The sequence below is a fragment of the Cytobacillus sp. SAFR-174 genome (genome assembly GCF_051964675.1).
Classification (GTDB): domain Bacteria; phylum Bacillota; class Bacilli; order Bacillales; family Cytobacillaceae; genus Cytobacillus.
Window position 1 is genome coordinate 311,065 of the sequence record NZ_JBQCMZ010000002.1, and the last position, 19,727, is coordinate 330,791.

General features: G+C 42.1%; 18 protein-coding genes. 13 read left to right on the forward strand and 5 right to left on the reverse strand.

Annotated features, from left to right (window positions below):
- The first annotated feature begins 234 nt into the window (after positions 1-234).
- Positions 235-861, forward strand: coding sequence for a SafA/ExsA family spore coat assembly protein (safA, locus tag ACTHRG_RS03840; protein ID WP_076256586.1), 627 nt, complete (start codon positions 235-237; stop codon positions 859-861).
- Between the two features lie 109 nt (positions 862-970).
- On the opposite strand, the gene ACTHRG_RS03845 is transcribed toward safA, so the two are convergent.
- Positions 971-1,423, reverse strand: coding sequence for a hypothetical protein (locus ACTHRG_RS03845; protein ID WP_076256583.1), 453 nt, complete (start codon positions 1,421-1,423; stop codon positions 971-973).
- A gap of 148 nt (positions 1,424-1,571) precedes the next feature.
- Here ACTHRG_RS03845 and ACTHRG_RS03850 point away from each other — a divergent pair, with 148 nt between their 5' ends.
- From ACTHRG_RS03850 to ACTHRG_RS03880, 7 genes are all read left to right on the forward strand, one after another.
- Positions 1,572-3,056: a response regulator transcription factor gene (locus tag ACTHRG_RS03850; protein ID WP_076256581.1), complete on the forward strand. Its 1,485-nt coding sequence runs from the start codon at positions 1,572-1,574 to the stop codon at positions 3,054-3,056.
- 173 nt (positions 3,057-3,229) lie between these two features.
- Positions 3,230-4,891, forward strand: a complete 1,662-nt coding sequence (hutU, locus tag ACTHRG_RS03855; RefSeq protein WP_440230598.1) for a urocanate hydratase — start codon at positions 3,230-3,232, stop codon at positions 4,889-4,891.
- Between the two features lie 194 nt (positions 4,892-5,085).
- A complete protein-coding gene (gene hutI / locus ACTHRG_RS03860) occupies positions 5,086-6,372 on the forward strand; it encodes an imidazolonepropionase (protein ID WP_440230599.1) in 1,287 nt (428 codons plus the stop codon).
- Positions 6,357-7,337, forward strand: coding sequence for an agmatinase family protein (locus tag ACTHRG_RS03865; RefSeq protein WP_076256573.1), 981 nt, complete (start codon positions 6,357-6,359; stop codon positions 7,335-7,337). The genes hutI and ACTHRG_RS03865 overlap by 16 nt, the downstream gene beginning before the upstream one ends.
- 46 nt (positions 7,338-7,383) lie before the next feature.
- Positions 7,384-8,724, forward strand: coding sequence for a YjiH family protein (locus ACTHRG_RS03870; RefSeq protein WP_076256571.1), 1,341 nt, complete (start codon positions 7,384-7,386; stop codon positions 8,722-8,724).
- 101 nt (positions 8,725-8,825) lie between these two features.
- On the forward strand, positions 8,826-10,016 hold the full coding sequence (locus ACTHRG_RS03875) for a DHH family phosphoesterase (RefSeq protein WP_440230600.1): 1,191 nt from the start codon (positions 8,826-8,828) through the stop codon (positions 10,014-10,016).
- Between the two features lie 191 nt (positions 10,017-10,207).
- Complete coding sequence (locus tag ACTHRG_RS03880) at positions 10,208-11,380, forward strand: D-alanyl-D-alanine carboxypeptidase family protein (RefSeq protein WP_440230601.1); 1,173 nt, start codon at positions 10,208-10,210, stop codon at positions 11,378-11,380.
- A gap of 70 nt (positions 11,381-11,450) precedes the next feature.
- Here ACTHRG_RS03880 and ACTHRG_RS03885 read toward each other — a convergent pair whose 3' ends face one another.
- Positions 11,451-11,696, reverse strand: a complete 246-nt coding sequence (locus ACTHRG_RS03885; RefSeq protein ID WP_048011629.1) for a YkuS family protein — start codon at positions 11,694-11,696, stop codon at positions 11,451-11,453.
- A 104-nt stretch (positions 11,697-11,800) separates the two neighbouring features.
- On the opposite strand from ACTHRG_RS03885, the gene ACTHRG_RS03890 reads away from it, so the two are divergent.
- On the forward strand, positions 11,801-11,938 hold the full coding sequence (locus ACTHRG_RS03890; protein WP_076256565.1) for a YuzL family protein: 138 nt from the start codon (positions 11,801-11,803) through the stop codon (positions 11,936-11,938).
- 41 nt (positions 11,939-11,979) lie between these two features.
- On the opposite strand, the gene ACTHRG_RS03895 is transcribed toward ACTHRG_RS03890, so the two are convergent.
- Complete coding sequence (locus ACTHRG_RS03895) at positions 11,980-13,599, reverse strand: ABC-F family ATP-binding cassette domain-containing protein (RefSeq protein WP_076256563.1); 1,620 nt, start codon at positions 13,597-13,599, stop codon at positions 11,980-11,982.
- A gap of 178 nt (positions 13,600-13,777) precedes the next feature.
- Between ACTHRG_RS03895 and ACTHRG_RS03900 the strand changes: the two genes are divergently transcribed.
- From ACTHRG_RS03900 to ACTHRG_RS03915, 4 genes are all read left to right on the forward strand, one after another.
- Positions 13,778-14,227 (forward strand): FAS1-like dehydratase domain-containing protein, encoded by a 450-nt coding sequence (locus ACTHRG_RS03900; protein WP_076256641.1) that lies wholly within the window; start codon positions 13,778-13,780, stop codon positions 14,225-14,227.
- Complete coding sequence (locus ACTHRG_RS03905; protein WP_076256560.1) at positions 14,224-14,607, forward strand: MaoC/PaaZ C-terminal domain-containing protein; 384 nt, start codon at positions 14,224-14,226, stop codon at positions 14,605-14,607. Before ACTHRG_RS03900 ends, ACTHRG_RS03905 begins: the two co-directional genes overlap by 4 nt.
- Before the next feature lie 20 nt (positions 14,608-14,627).
- Complete coding sequence (locus ACTHRG_RS03910; protein WP_440230602.1) at positions 14,628-16,997, forward strand: penicillin acylase family protein; 2,370 nt, start codon at positions 14,628-14,630, stop codon at positions 16,995-16,997.
- Positions 16,998-17,089: 92 nt separating this feature from the next.
- Positions 17,090-17,224, forward strand: coding sequence for a hypothetical protein (locus tag ACTHRG_RS03915; protein ID WP_258750305.1), 135 nt, complete (start codon positions 17,090-17,092; stop codon positions 17,222-17,224).
- Between the two features lie 41 nt (positions 17,225-17,265).
- On the opposite strand, the gene ACTHRG_RS03920 is transcribed toward ACTHRG_RS03915, so the two are convergent.
- Both ACTHRG_RS03920 and ACTHRG_RS03925 read right to left on the reverse strand, forming a co-directional pair.
- Positions 17,266-17,865 carry an SCO family protein gene (locus ACTHRG_RS03920; protein WP_076256555.1) on the reverse strand — a complete coding sequence of 200 codons (600 nt, stop codon included), beginning with the start codon at positions 17,863-17,865 and terminating at the stop codon, positions 17,266-17,268.
- Positions 17,866-17,998: 133 nt separating this feature from the next.
- Positions 17,999-19,483, reverse strand: coding sequence for an aldehyde dehydrogenase family protein (locus ACTHRG_RS03925; protein ID WP_076256553.1), 1,485 nt, complete (start codon positions 19,481-19,483; stop codon positions 17,999-18,001).
- Positions 19,484-19,727 lie beyond the last annotated feature (244 nt).

Genomic DNA, 19,727 nt, shown 5'->3' on the forward strand with positions numbered 1-19,727 from the left:
ATATAACAGATTTTATGTGAAATAAATCACAAAGATTTTGAACGTATTGTGAAATGTAATAAGTTAAGTATCTTCAAGCAAAACGTGTAGTACAAAACCACCCGGATTTTTAGAACTGTTATATACAGATGGAACACTGCATAAAAAAACAGATAGCAATCACTTTGAAATTCTTACATTCTGCGCCAACAATTACCTGTTTATAAGAATAGAAGATTTTGATTAAATATAAATATGAAAACACTATCAAAACTTTCATTCATTTTAATGTTGTCTGTCGCACTTGTCTTTGGATTCAATTTTGATGCAAAAGCATCAACAGTACATACCGTTCAGCCAGGGGATACGATGTGGAAGATCGCGATGAAGTATCAGGTGGGAGTTCCTGAAATCATCAATTCCAATCAGCAAATCTCCAATCCGAACTTCATTTATCCCGGACAAAAGGTGAATATCCCTACTCTTTCAAAAGCCACAACAGGGGTGGAAGAGCAGGTAGTCCAGCTTGTTAACCAGGAAAGAGCAAAGTACGGGTTAAAGCCGCTGAAATCAAATTGGGAGCTTGCGAGAGTAGCAAGGTACAAATCTCAGGATATGATCAATAAGAAGTATTTCGATCACAACTCTCCTACATACGGAAGCCCGTTTGATATGATGAAGAGCTTCGGAATCACCTACCGAACTGCTGGGGAGAACATTGCTGCCGGGCAAAAAACGCCTCAGGAAGTAGTAACTGCATGGATGAACAGTGAAGGTCACCGCAAAAATATCCTATCTGCGAACTTCACAGAAATCGGAGTAGGCTACGCACAGGGCGGAACTTACGGACACTATTGGACACAAATGTTTATTGGGAAATAAGAAGAAAAGCTCCAGCGCCTTGCCCACCCCCGACTCCTCGAGGGGGTAGGGGCTGGAGCTGGACAGTAAAGAAAAGCACCGGAAGATTCCGGTGCTTTTGCTTTGCCCATTAATCTACTACAATATAAGCAATCATCGGTCCGCTATTATCTTTATCCGGATGTGTAAGACAAACAAGACGGTATATGCCTTCTTTTTCAAATTGAAGAGGGACCACTGTTTCTTCCGCTTTCTTTACAACTCCCTTAATATCGGTTCCTTCGATAATAAAAGGGTGCTCCATTCCGTTGACTCCCCAAATCTTCAAATTTACCTTTTCATCTTTTTCGAGAAAAATGGTTCCCGGATCCCAGCGATACGCTTCGATTTCCTTGCCATCAGGCAGCTTAGCTTTAAATTCTCCCGTAACCATATGGATTTCCCGGACTTTTTCACCTTCGGTCTGGTTGAAGACCGTCAAACTATCAGACTTTGAAAAAAACCATACAGATGCAGAAACAATGACTGAAAAAATGATGACAAAGGCAATGATGCTGCGTTTCTTTAATACAAGAAAAGGCATGGTCATACTCCTTCCAAAATTAGTTGTCCATATATAGATATGCTGTAAGGGCATCATAACTTGTCTACTATTTGCGGGATTTTTCCGATTTTTCTTTACAGCTGCTGAAAAATTATTTCATAATAGATTTAAAAAAGGATGTGGCAGCATGTACAAGGTACTTGTGGCCAATCGGGATGAGTACGATACAAAGGGTATAGAGTGGCTGTTGAGATCTTCAATGAATGCATGGGATGTGGAGTCTGCCGTAGATGAGGCAGGGCTTATTAAAAAGCTTGAGACTTTTCAGCCCGATCTGCTGATTTTTGAACTTGATTTGATAAAGGAAGATAGATACAGCTCTTTCTTAAAAACCATTCAAATTATAGGGCCGGATCTTATTGCACTTACAATGGAAGCCACCTTTTCACAGGCAAAACGAGCCATTGACATGGGTGTAGTCGATTTAATACTTAAGCCCATTTCAGCTGATATTTTACTGAAATCTGCAAGAAACATTCATAGGCGCCAGAAGCTGAAAACTCCAGCGGCTGTAAAAAGCTCAGGAATGGTTACTGATAAAGCCTTTCATTATCAGGATATATTTTTAGAAGCTCCAGAACCGGCAGAACGTTTTCTTTCCATTGGCATAAAAACTGAGAATGTCCTTGAGCTTCCAAAGTTATATGAATTTCTGGAAAGCTATGGGTTCCAGAAAAAAGCCGATTATTTTATTTTAAGTGACATGGTACTGATAGTTTCTGAAAAATCGGGCGTATCATGGAAAGAGGAGAGCGTCAGATTCATGAGGAATTGGCAGGAAAACTCAGCTGAACCAATTGCCATCAGCATTCATACGGGCCGAGATGATCAGAATACTCTTAAAAACCATTATGATGCGAACAGAAAATTAATGGAGTTAACTTTTTTCAGGGGATTTAATCAGGTAATTGAGGAAGCCTCATTGCCTAAATGGCTATCCATCGATCCCTTCTTAACCCCAGAGGAACAGAGCACCTGGATTGATTTCCTGAATCAGGCGGATTTAGAAGGGATCAAATCATGGTTTTCCAAAGAGTTTCTTATATTGGAAGATCCATATCCTGAACCCGGGCTTATCAGAATCAGGCTGACCAGTATTCTTGCTCAAATCCGCAGGCATATGAAAACATTCCGTCTGGCCGACGGAGATATGGAGAAGGAATACCTTCGTTTATTCCAGACGATCCTTTATTCGCCCTTGATTTACCGGATCATTAATGAAATGATCAGCTTCATTTCCTATGTGTTTGAGACCATTCGATCTGATAAGAAACTGAAGCTTGATCTTACAGACAGAGTCCAATTCTTTATAGAAACAAATTACTGGGACTCTTCGATCACCCTTGAAAGGGCAGCTGAATATGCAGATCGAAACCCGAACTATATCAGCTCCATGCTGGCAAAAAGATGCGGCAAATCTTTTCGGGAGCTCCTTAATGAAACCCGAATCAGGCAATCTGCCAAGCTGCTGCTGGAATCAGAAATGAGCATAAAAGAAATCTCATCCGTCTGCGGTTTTCGCAATCAGCAATACTTCAATAAAGTGTTCAGTAAAATTAAAGGTATGCCGCCTAATCAATTTAGAAAAAGTCTGCACAAAACCTCCTTTTAAATGGGAGGTTTTATTTTTGTTGATTTTTATAAAAACACAAATATTAATATAAAAATAGACTAAATTTAAGAATATAATCTTATATTTTTACAAAAAAACAAATCTAATTATTCTACTTTTCAGATAGTTCTCATTATAAAATCTAAATATGAGATAACATTGGAGGGATAACAATGAAAGCGGAAACAAAAAGAGAAATTAAAAATTATCAAGGCAGTGAGCTGCATGCAAAGGGCTGGATTCAGGAAGCGGCACTCCGCATGCTTATGAATAACTTAGACAAAGAGGTTGCAGAGATTCCGGAAGAGCTGGTTGTTTACGGCGGCATAGGGAAGGCTGCCCGAAATTGGGATTGCTATGATGCGATTGTAAAAACCCTGCATGAATTAGAAGACGATGAAACACTACTTGTTCAATCCGGAAAGCCGGTTGCGGTATTTAAATCACATAAAGATGCACCAAAGGTATTGATCGCCAACTCGAATCTGGTGCCGGCCTGGGCAAACTGGGATACGTTCCATGAGCTTGATAAGAAAGGCCTGATGATGTATGGCCAAATGACAGCCGGAAGCTGGATTTACATCGGAAGCCAGGGGATCGTGCAAGGAACGTATGAAACATTTGCTGAGCTTGGCCGACAGCACTTCTCCGGCTCACTGAAACAAACGATTACGTTAACAGCAGGCCTTGGGGGAATGGGCGGTGCCCAGCCGCTCGCCGTAACCATGAATGATGGTGTCTGCATTGCCATTGATGTGGATGAACACCGCATTGACCGCAGACTTGAAACGAAATATCTGGATACTAAGGTTTATTCCATTGAAGAAGCTATTAAGTTGGCAACAGAGGCAAAACAGGAAGGACGTCCCCTTTCTATCGGACTATTAGGCAATGCAGCTGAAATTCTGCCAAAAATGCTTGAAATGAATTTCACCCCGGATGTCCTGACTGACCAGACTTCTGCACATGATCCTTTAAATGGCTATGTTCCAATCGGCTATTCATTAGAAGAAGCAGCTGTTCTGCGGAAGCAAGATACTGCTGAATATGTTCAGAAATCAAAAGCAAGCATGGCTGTCCATGTTCAGGCTATGCTGGACATGCAAAAGAAGGGCGCAGTTACATTTGATTACGGAAACAATATCCGTCAGGTTGCAAAAGATGAGGGAGTCGAGAATGCATTTGATTTCCCTGGATTCGTGCCTGCTTACATCCGTCCGTTATTCTGCGAAGGAAAAGGGCCTTTCCGCTGGGTAGCATTATCAGGAGATCCTGAAGATATCTATAAAACAGATGAAGTGATTCTGCGTGAGTTTGCAGATAATGAACACCTTTGCAAATGGATCAAGATGGCACAGGAGAAAATTCAATTCCAGGGACTGCCTTCAAGAATTTGCTGGCTTGGTTATGGGGAGCGCGCAAGATTCGGAAAAATCATCAATGATATGGTTGCCCGCGGGGAACTCAAAGCACCGATTGTTATCGGGCGTGATCATCTGGATTCCGGTTCAGTTGCTTCTCCAAACCGCGAGACAGAAGCCATGAAGGACGGCAGTGACGCAGTGGCAGACTGGCCAATCCTGAATGCTCTGATTAATGCAGTCGGTGGAGCAAGCTGGGTTTCCGTCCACCATGGAGGCGGCGTAGGAATGGGCTACTCTCTTCATGCAGGAATGGTAATCGTTGCGGATGGCACGAAGGAAGCAGAACAGCGCCTTGAACGTGTCCTCACATCTGATCCTGGAATGGGAATCGTGCGCCATGTAGATGCAGGCTATGACCTTGCTATCAAAACAGCAAAAGAAAAAGGCGTAAACATTCCAATGATGAAATAAAGATTCCCTTTTATGAACTTAGCAAATAGCAGCGAAAAATCAGCAAATAAACCATGCTAATCTGCAAATAAGAGAGTCAATTCTGCAAATAAACTCTGAAACTTGCAAATAAACATTAGTATTTTCAATGAGGAAGCCTTCCAATCCGTAATTCCTGCGGATTGGAACTTCCATTTTTTAAGGAGGAGCACAAAATGCACTCAAAACCTATTTTTATCAAACATGCAAATCAAATGATTACCTTAAAGGGCAGCTCCAAACAGCCCCTGGCAAAAGAAAAAATGAGCGAGCTTCACATCATTGAAGACGGGGCAGTATGGATTGAAGAGGACAGAATTAAAGCAGCAGGGACAACAGCGGAACTCCAAGCTGAATATCAAAGCCGGCTTCAGGAAGCTGAAATCATTGATGCGACAGGAAAAATCCTTCTTCCAGGACTGGTTGATCCGCATACACACCTTGTTTATGCAGGCAGCAGGGAAGAGGAATTCAATATGCGCCTGAACGGGGCAACGTATATGGAAATTATGAACAATGGCGGGGGCATTCACGCTACCACTTCTATGACCAGAAAAGCATCTGAAGAGGAATTGGTAGATGCGAGTCTTGTCCGTCTTGATCGCTTCCTTAAACACGGAGTAACCACGATAGAGGCAAAAAGCGGATATGGACTGGATTGGGAAACAGAGCGAAAGCAGCTGACGGCAGCCCGGAAAGCGGATGAACTGCATCCGGTGGATGTTGTCCGCACCTTTATGGGGGCACATGCAGTTCCCGCTGAATTCAAAGAGAATCCAGATGCCTTTATAGATTTGGTTATTGAAGAAATGCTGCCGAAAGTTGCGGAAGAGAAGCTTGCAGAATTCAACGATATTTTCTGCGAAAGAGGCGTGTTTACACCGGAGCAGTCCAGAAAACTTCTTGAAGCAGGGAAGAAGTATGGCCTGATAGCTAAAATCCATGCCGACGAAATCGAACCTTATGAGGGGGCAGAGCTTGCTGCTGAAGTTGGTGCCATTTCTGCAGATCACCTGCTTAGAGCATCTGATAAAGGCATCGAAATGATGGCGGAAAAGGGAGTAATCGGCGTGCTTCTTCCAGGCACAGCATTCTTCCTGATGGCTGAAGCAGCCAGAGGCCGCCGCATGATTGATAAGGGTGTTCCAGTTGCTTTATCAACCGATTGCAACCCCGGCTCTTCCCCAACCTGCTCCATGCCATTTATGATGAATCTTGCATGCATGCACATGGGGCTTACACCTGCAGAAGCGATTGCCGCCGCTACCATTAATGCAGCACATGCCATCAATCGGGCAGAAGAAGTGGGAAGCATAGAGCCCGGCAAAAAGGCTGATTTGCTTCTGCTCAATGTGCCGAACTATATGCAAATGCAGTATCACTACGGCATGAACCATACAGACACAGTGATTAAAAATGGGGAAGTGGTCGTTAAAGGAGGAAGCTTATGCTACCAACAATAAATCCTCCCGGGTTTTTTTGGCCGCAAACCGAACTGGGAACTGACGTAAAGGTGAGTGAATGGATTTGCCAAATCCAGAGGGAAGAGGAATTAAAGAAAGAAAATTGGGATGTCGTGCTTTTCGGTGTCCCTCTTTCCCGCTCCTCGATAAGTGCATCAGGAGCATCTGAATTCCCTGAATCCTTCAGGAGGTCCTGGAAAGGATTTTCAACGTACAATCTGGATTTTGAAAGGGATCTTCAAAAGCTGAAGGTTTCTGATCTTGGTGACGTGAAAATGCATTTCACGGATATTCCGCAATGTCATTCCAATATAAAGCAAACGATGAAGGACGTTCGGACGCAATTTCCTGATTCATTCCCAATAGCGATCGGAGGAGATCACTCCATTACAGCCATGCTGGTCAGCGGCCTGAAGGAACTGGAGCCTGAAAAGGAAATCGGCATTCTCCAGCTGGATACGCACCTTGATCTCAGAAGCCTTGAAGACCATGGACCGACAAATGGGACGCCCATCCGCAATCTGATTCAGAACAACAAGATTAAAGGGGAAAATGTCTACAATATTGGCCTTCATGGCTTTTTCAACAGCCAGTCGCTCGTCCATTATGCTAAAGAGCATAAGCTCAATTATATTACCTTAAAGGAAGCCAGAAGACGGGGAATTGAAGAAACGGTTAAAGAATCAATCCGGCAGCTGGAATCAAAAGTGGACAAAATTTATGTCACGATTGACATGGATGTGCTGGATATTGGTTTTGCACCGGGCGTTCCTGCATCCACACCAGGCGGCATGAGCACTGAAGAACTATTTACGGCCGTATATGCAGCTGGTCTTTCCTCCAAAACGGCAGCCATGGATATTGTCTGCCTTGATCCAACAAGAGATCACCAGGCACAGCCGACCGTGAAGGCAGGCACCTACACATTTCTGACCTTTTTGACAGCTTTAATGAACAGAAGGTAAGGGGCGCACTTTGCTCCTTGCCCCTAAATAACGAGGGGGAATGAGAATGGAAAAAGAAACAGTATTAAGTCAATCTCACCAGCCTGAACTGAATCCCAATGCAACTATTAAAAATAAAGCTAAGTTTTTTCTCTTCAGCGCCATTGGCATATTTATGTTTTTTATACCAGTCACTGTTAATGAGAAATCCTCCATAATGCTGGACCATATCGTCACTGCGATTCAGACATACCTGCCTGCAGCTGTAACATACTATGCGCTGCTTGTCATACTGCTCGGCGCCATTTATCCATTCTATACAAAAACCTGGAACAAAAATAAAGTAAATACTGTTTTCTCTTTTTTTAAGGTAATCGGATTTTTCACAGCCATTATGATTGTCTTCGGTTTCGGCCCTGCCTGGCTATTTGACCCGAGCATGGGACCTTTCTTGTTTGAGAAACTGGTGGTGTCTGTTGGACTTCTTGTTCCAATCGGCTCCGTATTTCTTGCCCTGCTGGTTGGATATGGATTGCTTGAATTTTTCGGTGTCATCATGCAGCCGATTATGAAGCCAATCTGGAAAACACCGGGAAAATCAGCTATTGATGCAGTTGCTTCTTTTGTAGGCAGCTATTCAATCGGACTGCTCATAACCAACAGGGTATTTAAAGAAGGAAAATATAGCATTAAGGAAGCAGCCATTATTGCTACCGGGTTCTCAACGGTCTCCGCAACGTTTATGATTGTTGTGGCTAAAACACTTGGATTGATGGACATCTGGAACACATATTTTTGGACGACGTTTGCTGTCACTTTCATCGTAACGGCTATAACCGTAAGAATCTGGCCACTTAAGTCAATGAGCGAAGATTATTACAATGGCCAGGAGCCTCCGGTTGAAACCTTTACAGGGGGTCGTATGCAGGCTGCCTGGAAAGAAGCGATGGATACAGCAGCTGAGTCACCCGCATTATGGAAAAATATAAAGGATAATTTAAAAGATGGGTTTGTCATGACAATGTCCATTTTGCCCTCCATTATGTCAGTAGGTTTATTGGGACTGATTCTCGCCGAATTCACTCCTGTATTTGATTGGCTGGGTTATATCTTTTATCCATTTACGGCTCTCGTACAGCTTCCTGAGCCATTATTGGCAGCAAAGGCAAGTGCTGTGGGGATTGCTGAAATGTTCCTTCCAGCCCTGCTTGCAGCGGAGGCTGCACTAGTCACTAAATTTGTAATCGGAGTTGTTTCCGTATCAGCTATCATTTTCTTTTCTGCACTTGTCCCGTGTATTTTATCAACAGAAATTCCTATTACTATTCCACAGCTGCTTGTCATCTGGGCAGAAAGAACCATTCTGACCATACTCATTACTGCTCCGCTGGCTTATTTGCTGCTTTAACTGGAAATCCCCGCTCACTTCAGCGGGGATTTTTCGCATAGAATTTTCCTCCGTAACCAAACTAACAGAGGAATGAGTCTAAGAATAGCAGGTGATGGATTTTGTACAGGCTGTATACACATAATGATCTTGATGGCGTCGGGTGCGGCATTGTTGCCAGGATCGCTTTTGGAAAAGATGTTGAGGTACGCTATAACTCTGTGATGGGACTTGATTATCAGATAGAAAAATTACTGGAAAATGAAAAAAATATAAAAGATGATTTTTTATTTATCACCGATTTATCAGTTAACGATGAAAATTTGATCAGGCTTGATGATCTGGCAAAAAGCGGTGGAAACGTCAGATTAATTGACCATCACAAAACAGCTCTTCATTTTAATGATTACAGTTGGGGCAAAGTGAGGGTCCAATATGAAGATGGCAGGCTTACGGCTGCAACCTCTTTGCTATATGAGTATCTCCAGGAGCATGGACTGATCCAGCCGTCTTCTGCCCTCGATGAATTTGTCGAGCTTGTCCGACAGTATGACACCTGGGAATGGGACCAAAATGAAAATATAAAGGCAAAAAATCTGAATGATTTATTTTTCATGATTTCCATTGAAGAATTCGAAGAAAAAATGACGGAAAGAATCATGAACTCAGATACTTTCGAATTTGATGAGTTTGAACAGAAATTGCTGGATATGGAAGAGGAGAAAATTGAACGTTACGTCAGGCGGAAGAAGCGGGAATTGGTACAAACGTTCATCGGGGAATATTGTACAGGCATAGTCCATGCAGAATCTTATCATTCGGAGCTTGGCAATGAGCTTGGTAAAGAGTATCCCCATATCGACTATATCGCTATCTTAAATCTCGGGGGCAAAAAAATCAGTTTCAGGACAATCCATGACCATGTTGATGTTTCTGCCGTGGCCGGAAAGTTTGGAGGGGGCGGACATGCCAAAGCATCAGGCTGTTCGATGGGAAAAGATGCTTATAAACTATTCGTTCAGGACATTTTTCCCCTGGACCCTTTGAGACAGGATGCATTTAAAAACAAATACAATAATAAAAGCGCGAAACAGGGATCACTGTACGAAAATAAGAAAGGAGACAAATTCTTTATTTTTGCTGAAGCCGATGACAGGTGGATCCTTGAAATGAACGGTAAGCCAATACAGGAACCTTACCCGGATTTCCAGGCAGCAGAAAACTATATTAAAAGAAAAAACCAGGCATGGCTTGTTCATGATGATATTTATGTTGAATTTTTAAAGCGTTTTTATATTAAGGCAAAAAAATAGCTGAAGAGCAGTCCATTGGATTGCTTTTTTTCTTTAGGGCTCTTCGATAATTTCCTTTCATTATCAATCTTCTCAAAATACGGTATCAAATTTTCAATTATGTAACAATTTATAAATATGATAGGGCTATTCATGGTTTGTTTGATACAATCAGGATGGATGGACTATCGGTTTGAATTGGATGTGTATTTATGAAAAAATTGGTTGCTATTATCCTGCTTTTTTTTATTTTTCCAACTGGAAAGGCAGCTGCTGAGGAAACAAAAGAGCCTGAAATTATCAGTGAAGCCGCAATTGTAACAGATTCAGAATCAGGAGCTGTTCTATATGCAAAAAACGCGGATAAAAAGATGTACCCTGCCAGTCTGACGAAAATAGCAACAGCCATTTATGCCATTGAAAATGGCGACTTGAATGACCTGGCCACAGTCAGCAAAAAAGCAGCGGAGGCTGAAGGGACTCGAGTGTATTTGGAGGAAGGGGAACAGGTGCCCTTAAAAAAACTCATTCAGGGAATGCTGATTAATTCAGGAAATGATGCTGCATGGAGCATAGCTGAGCATCTCGACGGCAATATAGAAGCATTCTCAGAGAATCTTAATCGTTACCTGAAAGAAAATGCAGGGTTAAAAAATACCCACTTTGTTAATCCTCACGGTCTGTATGATGAAAACCACTATACAACCGCAGCAGATCTTGCGAAATTAACCAATTACGCCCTAAAAAATGAGACCTTCAGAGAAATTTACGGCACAAAGGAATTGAAATGGACAGGAAAGTCATGGGATACTACCATCTTTACTCATCACAGGATGCTCAAAGGGGAGGTTCCATTCGAGGGAGTGACTGGGGGAAAGACCGGTTTCGTTGATGAAGCCAAACAGACTCTCGCTACCTCTGCCGAATATGAGTCAATCAAGTTAACCGCTATTGTGTTAAAAGCGGAATATAAGCGGGATATTTATAATGATACAAAATACCTTTTGGATTATGGTCACAGCAACTTTGAAACTGCGGAACTCAGCAGCACTGAGGTTTTTCCCTCTGATGGAAAAACCTACACAACTGGCGGTGCAAATATACCCATCACTTTACCTAAAGGGAACTACGAAGAAAATATTACTGCAAAAGGGAAGCTGCAGATAAAGAATGAAAGCGGGAGAATCATTCAATCTGTAAAGCTGATCGAGGATAAACAGGATGAAGTGGTTTCAAGCCAGCTCAACACAGATAAGGAGCCAGAAAAAGAGACTACAGGGTACTATGGAAAAGCCGGATTAGCCCTATTCTTATTCGGAATCTTTATTCTCGTATTAAGGAAAAATCTTAAAGCAAAAGCCAGAAGAAGGAGAAGACGGGTATAAAGCCCGTCTTTATTTATTTGCATTGAAAAAGACTAAAGAAGTTATCTTTAGTCTTTGGCTCACTTTTCGATTATTGCATTCTTTGCTCCACCTGGCGGCATACTTCATCCGCTGAAAGGCCGCTTGCTTCAATGACAGATGCTTTTGTAGAAACATCCTGCATTCCCATTACATTTGAATCAACACCGCTCACAACACAGCATGAGCAGTTCTCAGCATCATGCGCCGACTTCATGTCAACCACTTCATACCCTTTTTGGCGAAGCGCTTCAGAAACATTTGTTAAGGATTGTTCAACCGCTACTCTTTTCGTCAATGTTAACACCTCCTCCGTTTGTTAGATTGGCTTTTATACTCCATTTTTATTCCATGGATAAAAATCGCCTTAACACGAAAAAGTAAGAAAGGAGGTGTTTAACTATGAGCAAACGCAAAAAAGACCCTTCTAAGGCTGGATTGAGCTCTCCAAACGTCGAAGGGCAAGGGACAACCAACATGGAAACAGGCAGCAGAACAGCTTCCTCTGCACGCCATAAAAAGAAAAAACAAGATTTATGACAAAGTTAAAAGCAGGAGGCTGATCCTCCTGCTTTTACTGTTTACTGATACATTTCAGCTACTTGCTTTTGAATAGCTGAGTCTTCTAAATACTCATCATACGTCATTTGCTTATCGACAATGCCAGCCGGTGTAATTTCAATAATGCGGTTGGCAATGGTTTGAATGAACTGATGGTCATGTGATGCAAAGATCATAGAGCCTTTGAAATTAATCAGTCCATTATTCAATGCCGTAATGGATTCCAAATCAAGGTGGTTGGTCGGCTCATCTAAAAGAAGCACGTTAGCACCGCTCAGCATCATTTTAGATAGCATGCAGCGGACTTTTTCCCCACCGGAAAGAACGCTTGCTTTCTTTAGAACTTCCTCACCAGAGAACAGCATTCTTCCAAGGAAACCTCTCAGGAAGCTTTCACTGTCATCTGCAGGCGAGAATTGGCGCAGCCAGTCTACAAGGCTCAAATCAGAGTTCTCGAAGAACTCAGAGTTGTCATTAGGGAAATAGGACTGAGAGGTCGTAACCCCCCACTTAAACGTTCCTTCATCCGGCTCCATTTCACCAGTCAGTATTTTAAACAGGGTAGTTTTCGCCAATTCGTTCGTGCCAACTAACGCAATTTTATCATCTTTGTTCATGATGAAGCTGACATTATTTAGAACTTTAACACCATCAATTGTTTTGCTGATGCCGTCAACCCGAAGCAAATCATTTCCGATTTCACGGTCAGGTGAAAATCCGACATACGGATATTTTCTTGAGGATGGTCTAATATCATCCAGAGAAATTTTATCAAGAAGCTTTTTACGTGAAGTTGCCTGCTTGGATTTTGATGCGTTTGCACTAAAGCGGGCAATAAAGCTTTGCAGTTCCTTGATTTTTTCTTCTTTTTTCTTATTGGCATCCTGAGCCATCCTTTGGGCAAGCTGGCTTGACTCATACCAGAAGTCATAGTTCCCAACGTAAATCTGGATCTTCCCAAAGTCAAGATCGGCAATATGCGTACATACTTTGTTTAAGAAATGACGGTCATGGGATACGACAATAACAGTATTCTCAAAGTTGATCAGGAATTCCTCAAGCCATTGAATTGCTTTGATATCCAAGTGGTTTGTCGGCTCATCCAGCAATAGAACATCCGGCTTGCCAAAAAGCGCCTGCGCAAGCAAAACTTTCACTTTTTCAGAACCGGAAAGGTCAGCCATTTTTTTGTCGTGGAGCTCTTCTCCGATTCCAAGTCCCTTCAGCAAAATAGCTGCTTCAGATTCTGCTTCCCATCCATTTAATTCAGCAAATTCACCTTCAAGTTCAGCAGCCTTCATCCCGTCTTCATCCGTGAAATCAGCCTTCATATAAATAGCATCTTTTTCCTGCATCACTTCATAAAGACGGGCATGGCCCATGATGACTACTTTTAATACTTCAAATTCTTCGTACTCAAAATGGTTCTGCTTCAGGACAGCCAGGCGTTCTCCGGGACCTAAATGAACACTTCCGGATTGTGCCTCAATTTCACCTGATAATATTTTAAGAAAAGTTGATTTACCTGCACCATTTGCTCCAATCAATCCATAGCAATTGCCAGGTGTGAATTTAATATTAACGTCTTCGAATAGTTTGCGGTCGCCGTATCGAAGACCTACATTACTGACAGTTATCATATTGTTTTTATTCCTCCAAATACATAATCCATAAAATTATACCACTTTCAGCGCGTAATCGCGAATTCTTAATATTATCATGTAATCTCTTCTGCAAAAGTTTAGAGAATTAACAGGAAGCAGGAGGAAAAAGTCGAATACATAAAGATTATAAAAGATGAGAGGAAGTGCGATATTAATGGAATCTCTTTTAAAAGCAGATGTGAAGTTAAAACCTTTCCGGTTTACAATAGAAAGGGGAAAAATCAAAGAATTCGCTATGGCAATTGGAGACAAAAACCCAATTTATTATGATGCCGGCACGGCGAGAAAAGGGGGGTACCGGGACATCCCAATTCCGCCAACATTTCCTACAGCCATGGAGATGTGGGGAGGCATGGATTTCGAAACCCTAATCGAGCTTTTTGGACTTGACCCGCTCAAGGTTCTTCACGGCGGCCAGGAATATCGCTATATGGGGGAAATATGTGCTGGCGATACAGTAACCGCGGTCCCTAAAGTAATTTCTTCTTTTGAAAAGAGGAACCTGCGATTTATTACAATAGGTATTCAGTACAAAAACAGTGATGGAAAAGATGTTCTCTATTCAGAATCCACCATTATTGAAAGAGGGGGGGGAGCAAAATGAGTGAACTGAAAATAATTCATAAACCAGAGATCACACATACACAGCTGGTCAAGTATGCAGGGGCATCCGGAGATTTTAATCCGATTCATACAGTTGTTCCGATCGGTGAGAAAGCCGGGTTGGACGGAGTGATTGCCCACGGGATGCTTATCATGGGAATGGCAGGGGAAGCATTGGCTGAGTGGTTTCCAAGAAAGGATCTGAGAAAGTTCAAGGTACGCTTCAGCAAAATGACACGGCCCGGCGAGAAGCTGACAATAGAAGGGAGAGTGACAGGAGAGAAATGGGAAGAGGACGAAAAAAGGCTGACGGGAGAAGTATCAGTAAAAAATGAAGCTGGTGAGCAAAAGCTTTCCGGCAGGTTCGAATTTAAAATTTAATAATAAAGGAAGGAATGTCTATGGAAGGCAATATTGGGGTCCAGCATCGGCCAAAATCAAAGTGGAAAAAGTACTCGCTTTGGAGCATTGGTATCATACTAGTGCTGTTGGCTGCAGCCTTTTTCTTTATGTATGGTTTTTTGTCCCGCTCTCTGCCTAAAACAGATGGGGAAATCAGAATAGGCTCCATCTCTCAGGAAGTAATGGTTAACCGGGATGACAACGGTGTCCCGCACCTGCTTGCTGCCAATGAACGAGACCTTTTTATTGCACAGGGCTATGTACAGGCTCAGGACCGCCTTTTTCAGATGGATTTAAGCAGGCGTCAGGCATCGGGAAGATTAAGTGAAGTAATCGGAGAGGCTACGGTTGAAAATGATAAATATTTTAGAACACTTGGTCTGAGAAGGGCTGCAGAGGCATCCTATGAAGCATACTCCCCTGAAGCAAAACAGATTTTAGGCTGGTTTGCGGAAGGAGTTAATCTTTATATTGAAGAAGTTAAAGAAAATGGAAAAATGCCTATTGAATTTTCCATACTCGGCTATGAACCTGAAGAATGGTCTCCAGTGGATTCGCTCACTATTGGCAAATACATGGCATATGATCTTGGCGGACACTGGGAAAGCCAGGCATTCCGCTATTATCTCCTTCAGCATTTTCCGGAAGATAAAGCATATGAATTATTCCCCTCCTATCCGGAAAAAGCCCCATACATAATAGGAAAACACAACTTAAATATTGAGGAAAGCTTTGCAACTGTCATCACGCCTCCTGAATTTAACGGAAGCAATAACTGGGTGGCAGCCGGCAGTAAAACGGCATCCGGAAAGCCTATTTTGGCAGATGATCCTCATCTGTCACTCAGCACACCTTCGATCTGGTATCAGATGCACCTGGAGTCACCTGAAATGAATGTCAGCGGTGTCATCTTTGCCGGTATCCCAGGCATCATCCTCGGTCACAATGAACATATTGCATGGGGAGTAACCAATACAGGACCAGATGTTCAGGATTTGTATATCGAAAAAAGGAATCCTGCCAATGAAAACGAGTTTCTATTCAATGAAAAGTGGGAAAAGGCAGAAGTAATAGAAGAACCAATTAAAGTAAAAGGCAAAGAGCCAATTAGCTATAAAGTAACGATTACACGGCACGGACCTGTGATTTCGGAATTTGCTGGAGACAGCGGCAAGGATTCCGTTCTTTCTTTGCAATGGACAGCGCTTCAGCCATCAAAAGAGCTGGAAGCCATTCTAAAAATGAATGAATCATCAGACTGGGATCAGTTTGAACAAGCATTGGAGTTATTTCACACGCCCGCCCAAAACTTTGTATTTGCTTCTTCGGATGGAACTATTGCTTATAAAGCAAATGGTAAAATCCCAATTAGAAAGAAAGGAGACGGACTGCTGCCAGTGCCCGGCTGGTCGGATGAATATGGGTGGAAAGGCTACATTCCTTATGATCAGCTGCCTAAAACGGTCAATCCCGAAGAAGGGTATATCTCAACGGCAAACAATAAGGTTATAGATGACAGCTATCCTTACCATATCAGTCATGATTGGGCCCAGCCCTATAGACAAATGCGCATTCAGGAATTTCTCAAAAGCAAGGATGATCTTACAGCTGAAGATATGATGTCGCTGCAAATGGATCAGAAAAACCTGCAGGCAAAGGAATTTATACCGCTTTTCTTGTCCAGAATGAAAGAACCGTCCACCGCTCTTGAAAAGGAAGCTTTATCGATCCTGAGTAAATGGGATTATATTGACAGCAAGGATGAGGCAGCCCCTCTTATTTTCAATCTTTGGATGAAAAGCATATCCAATGTTCTGTTTGAAGATCAGATATCTCCCGAAATGAGGAAGCTCTTCAAAGGACAAAAGCAGGCAGTGGATGAATTATTGAGAAATGCAGCAAATGGCCGGGAAAGCATCTGGATTGAAGAAAAGGGCGGATTGCAGGAAGTCCTTTCCCAATCATTGAGTACAGCGGTCCAGGAAGCCGAAGATCTTCAAGGAAGCAGCCCGACTAAATGGAAATGGGGAAACTATCATCAATTAGCTTTTTCCCACCCGCTTTCCAGTGTAAAACCTTTAAACTATTTGTTTAATAGAGAGGGCCGAATTCCTGTTGGCGGCAGCTCAGTCACTGTGCAGGCGGCAGCCAACAAAGACGATGGCACTGTGAATCATGGAGGCTCATGGAGATTTGTGTTTGATACACAAAACATGAATACTGCCTATCATCTGGTGGGACCAGGGCAATCCGGACATCCTTTAAGCCAGTGGTACCATGATCAGATGAAAGACTGGGCTGATGGGAACTATCATAAAACAGTTCTCACTGAAGTAAAAACCAGGCATACACTTTTATTAAAACCTTGAAAAAGTATAAATTGTTTCTTTTTGTTCATAGTTTTTTCATAAATTTCATGTAAAATATTAATCATACAGGCAGGGAAAAAGGAGTTTTTTAGATGGCTAAAAAACAGCTGGTTGATTTAGTAAACCGATTAAAGAAATCCGGTATTAAAGTAAGCTTCTCAAAGCCAAGGTCAAAAACTTTAATACTCATTGACCAAAACAAAAATTTATCTTCTTCTGCGAACTAGGTTAAAAAAAATGGCGGATCCTAAAATCCGCCATTTTTTTGTTATATTTGCTTCATTATTTTTTTGAAAACTTCATTCCTGTCAAAGTCTTCTCCCATAGGGAACTTCTTAATAAATTTATTATTCTCGTCAAGCAAATACACAAAGGTGCTGTGAACATAGAAGCCATCACCGGGATCACGGTATTGAAATTGGAAAGTGTTTGCGAGCTCCAGAATTTCTGCCTGATCCTTTTTCAATGTATCAGGATCGGCAGTTAGAAAGAGCCAGTTCTCATCATTTTCGATGTCAAAGGTGCTTCTATATTTTTTAAGAACATCTGCGGTGTCCCGATAAGGGTCGATTGTTACTGTAATGAATTGTACTTTGTCCCCAAAAACGCCCTCATTAGTAAGATCACTTTTCAAGAGATTCATCCTTTGGGTAGTCGTCGGACATATATCCGGACAGTGCGTATAAATAAATTCAACAAGCTTCAGTTTTTCATCAGATTCTGCAAAGTCGTATACCTTCTCATCATCGGTTAAAAGTGTAATATGTTCAGGTATCTTTGAAGTCATATCACGGATGATAAAAAAAGAAATGCCGGCAGCAATGCCTAATATGACAATAATAGCGGAAATCATATATACTTTTTTCATTATTTCCCCTCCCAATATAAGGATAAATAATATCCATCAAAAATCCTATGGATAATCTGTGAACTTATTCTTAATAGGGAGGGATTTCAATTAAAAAAGGAACCTCGAAAGGTTCCTTTTTTTGATTCGGCTATTATTTCATTGAGATCCAGACACTCTTAACTTCTGTATAGTTATCAAGAGCGTATGAGCCCATTTCACGGCCGATACCGGATTGCTTATAGCCGCCAAATGGAGAGGCAGCATCGAAAGCGTTATAGCAGTTCACCCAAACAGTACCAGCGCGGAGTTTATTGGCCACATAGTGTGCATTTGCAACATCACGAGTCCAAACTCCTGCAGCTAATCCATATTCGCTGTTATTGGCACGGTTAATTAATTCGTCAATATCATCATAAGGCATGGCCGAAATAACCGGTCCGAAGATTTCTTCCTTCGCAATTGTCATTTCATCATTAACATCTGCAAAGATAGTAGGGGAGACGAAGTAACCTTGCTCCTGCGGCTTATCTCCTCCTGCTACAAGCTGTGCACCTTCGCTCAGGCCTTTTTCAATATACCCAAGAACTCTGTTTTGCTGCTCAGCAGATACAAGCGGGCCGATTTCAGTGTCAGCATGAATTCCGGCACCTTGCTTGATTTTTTTAGCATGTGAAGCCATGTCAGCTACAACATTATCAAACTGCTTCTTTTGAATGAAAACACGGGAGCCGGCACAGCAAACCTGTCCCTGGTTGAACATAACACCGTTAAGAGCTCCAGGAATTGCCTTTGATAAATCAGCATCCGGCAGGATAATGTTCGGAGATTTGCCGCCAAGCTCAAGCGTAACCCGCTTTAAAGTCTTTGAAGCATTGGACATAATCCGTTTACCTACTTCTGTAGAACCAGTAAACGCAATTTTATCTACCAGCGGATGGTCAACAAGCGGCTGGCCAGCTGTTTCTCCAAAACCAGGAACAATATTGATAACCCCTGGAGGGAAGCCTGCCTGATCCATTAACTCAGCAAGATATAAAGCTGAAAGAGGTGTTTGCTCTGCTGGTTTAAGAACTACCGTACATCCTGTTGCCAGGGCAGCACCAAGCTTCCACATTGCCATTAGAAGAGGGAAGTTCCAAGGGATGATTTGCCCCACTACACCAACAGCTTCATGGCGGGTATAGTTGAAGAATGGCCCGTTGACAGGAATAGTCTGTCCGACAATCTTCGTAGACCAGCCTGCATAGTAGCGCATATGTTCAATTGCCAATGGAATATCGGCATTTGTTGTTTCACGGATTGGCTTTCCATTATCCAATGTCTCAAGCTGTGCTAATTCTTCACTGTTTTCTTCCATAAGATCAGCAAGCTTGTACATCAGGCGGCTGCGCTTAGAAGCGCTCATTTTAGACCATTTGCCTTCATCAAACGCCTTTCGGGCTGCTTTTACTGCCAGATCAATATCTTCTGCACCGGCTTCGAAAACAGTAGCCAGAACTTCTCCTGTCGCTGGATTATACGTATCAAACGTTTTTTGTGATTTGCTTTCAACAAATTCACCATTGATATATAATTTTTTCTTTCCGCTTAAGAACTTTTCTACCTTTTCTTTTAAACCTGCAGTTAACTGACTCATATAATTCCTCCTTAAAATAGTAGTCTATGTATTTCCATGCTGCAAAACTTTAGAAGAATACTATTGGTAACGCTTACATCAATACTTTAACATTAATAAAAATATAAAATCAACTCTGAATTAAAATAATTTTCAGATAATGTTCGACAATTCTCGCCTTCATCATCAATCGAGTAGGAGGGGGTGATTAACCCCCGACCTCTCACACCACCGTACGTACCGTTCGGTATACGGCGGTTCGAAA

What these genes read in the sequence shown, in the direction of transcription:
- ACTHRG_RS03870 (WP_076256571.1), top strand. Translation starts at nt 7,384, where the DNA reads ATGGAAAAAGAAACAGTATTAAGTCAATCTCACCAGCCTGAACTGAAT.
- safA (WP_076256586.1), top strand. Translation starts at nt 235, where the DNA reads ATGAAAACACTATCAAAACTTTCATTCATTTTAATGTTGTCTGTCGCA.
- ACTHRG_RS03915 (WP_258750305.1), top strand. Translation starts at nt 17,090, where the DNA reads ATGGCTAAAAAACAGCTGGTTGATTTAGTAAACCGATTAAAGAAATCC.
- ACTHRG_RS03900 (WP_076256641.1), top strand. Translation starts at nt 13,778, where the DNA reads ATGGAATCTCTTTTAAAAGCAGATGTGAAGTTAAAACCTTTCCGGTTT.
- ACTHRG_RS03850 (WP_076256581.1), top strand. Translation starts at nt 1,572, where the DNA reads ATGTACAAGGTACTTGTGGCCAATCGGGATGAGTACGATACAAAGGGT.
- ACTHRG_RS03890 (WP_076256565.1), top strand. Translation starts at nt 11,801, where the DNA reads ATGAGCAAACGCAAAAAAGACCCTTCTAAGGCTGGATTGAGCTCTCCA.
- ACTHRG_RS03905 (WP_076256560.1), top strand. Translation starts at nt 14,224, where the DNA reads ATGAGTGAACTGAAAATAATTCATAAACCAGAGATCACACATACACAG.
- ACTHRG_RS03895 (WP_076256563.1), bottom strand. Translation starts at nt 13,599, where the DNA reads ATGATAACTGTCAGTAATGTAGGTCTTCGATACGGCGACCGCAAACTA.
- hutU (WP_440230598.1), top strand. Translation starts at nt 3,230, where the DNA reads ATGAAAGCGGAAACAAAAAGAGAAATTAAAAATTATCAAGGCAGTGAG.
- ACTHRG_RS03925 (WP_076256553.1), bottom strand. Translation starts at nt 19,483, where the DNA reads ATGAGTCAGTTAACTGCAGGTTTAAAAGAAAAGGTAGAAAAGTTCTTA.
- ACTHRG_RS03910 (WP_440230602.1), top strand. Translation starts at nt 14,628, where the DNA reads ATGGAAGGCAATATTGGGGTCCAGCATCGGCCAAAATCAAAGTGGAAA.
- hutI (WP_440230599.1), top strand. Translation starts at nt 5,086, where the DNA reads ATGCACTCAAAACCTATTTTTATCAAACATGCAAATCAAATGATTACC.
- ACTHRG_RS03845 (WP_076256583.1), bottom strand. Translation starts at nt 1,423, where the DNA reads ATGCCTTTTCTTGTATTAAAGAAACGCAGCATCATTGCCTTTGTCATC.
- ACTHRG_RS03880 (WP_440230601.1), top strand. Translation starts at nt 10,208, where the DNA reads ATGAAAAAATTGGTTGCTATTATCCTGCTTTTTTTTATTTTTCCAACT.
- ACTHRG_RS03920 (WP_076256555.1), bottom strand. Translation starts at nt 17,865, where the DNA reads ATGAAAAAAGTATATATGATTTCCGCTATTATTGTCATATTAGGCATT.
- ACTHRG_RS03865 (WP_076256573.1), top strand. Translation starts at nt 6,357, where the DNA reads ATGCTACCAACAATAAATCCTCCCGGGTTTTTTTGGCCGCAAACCGAA.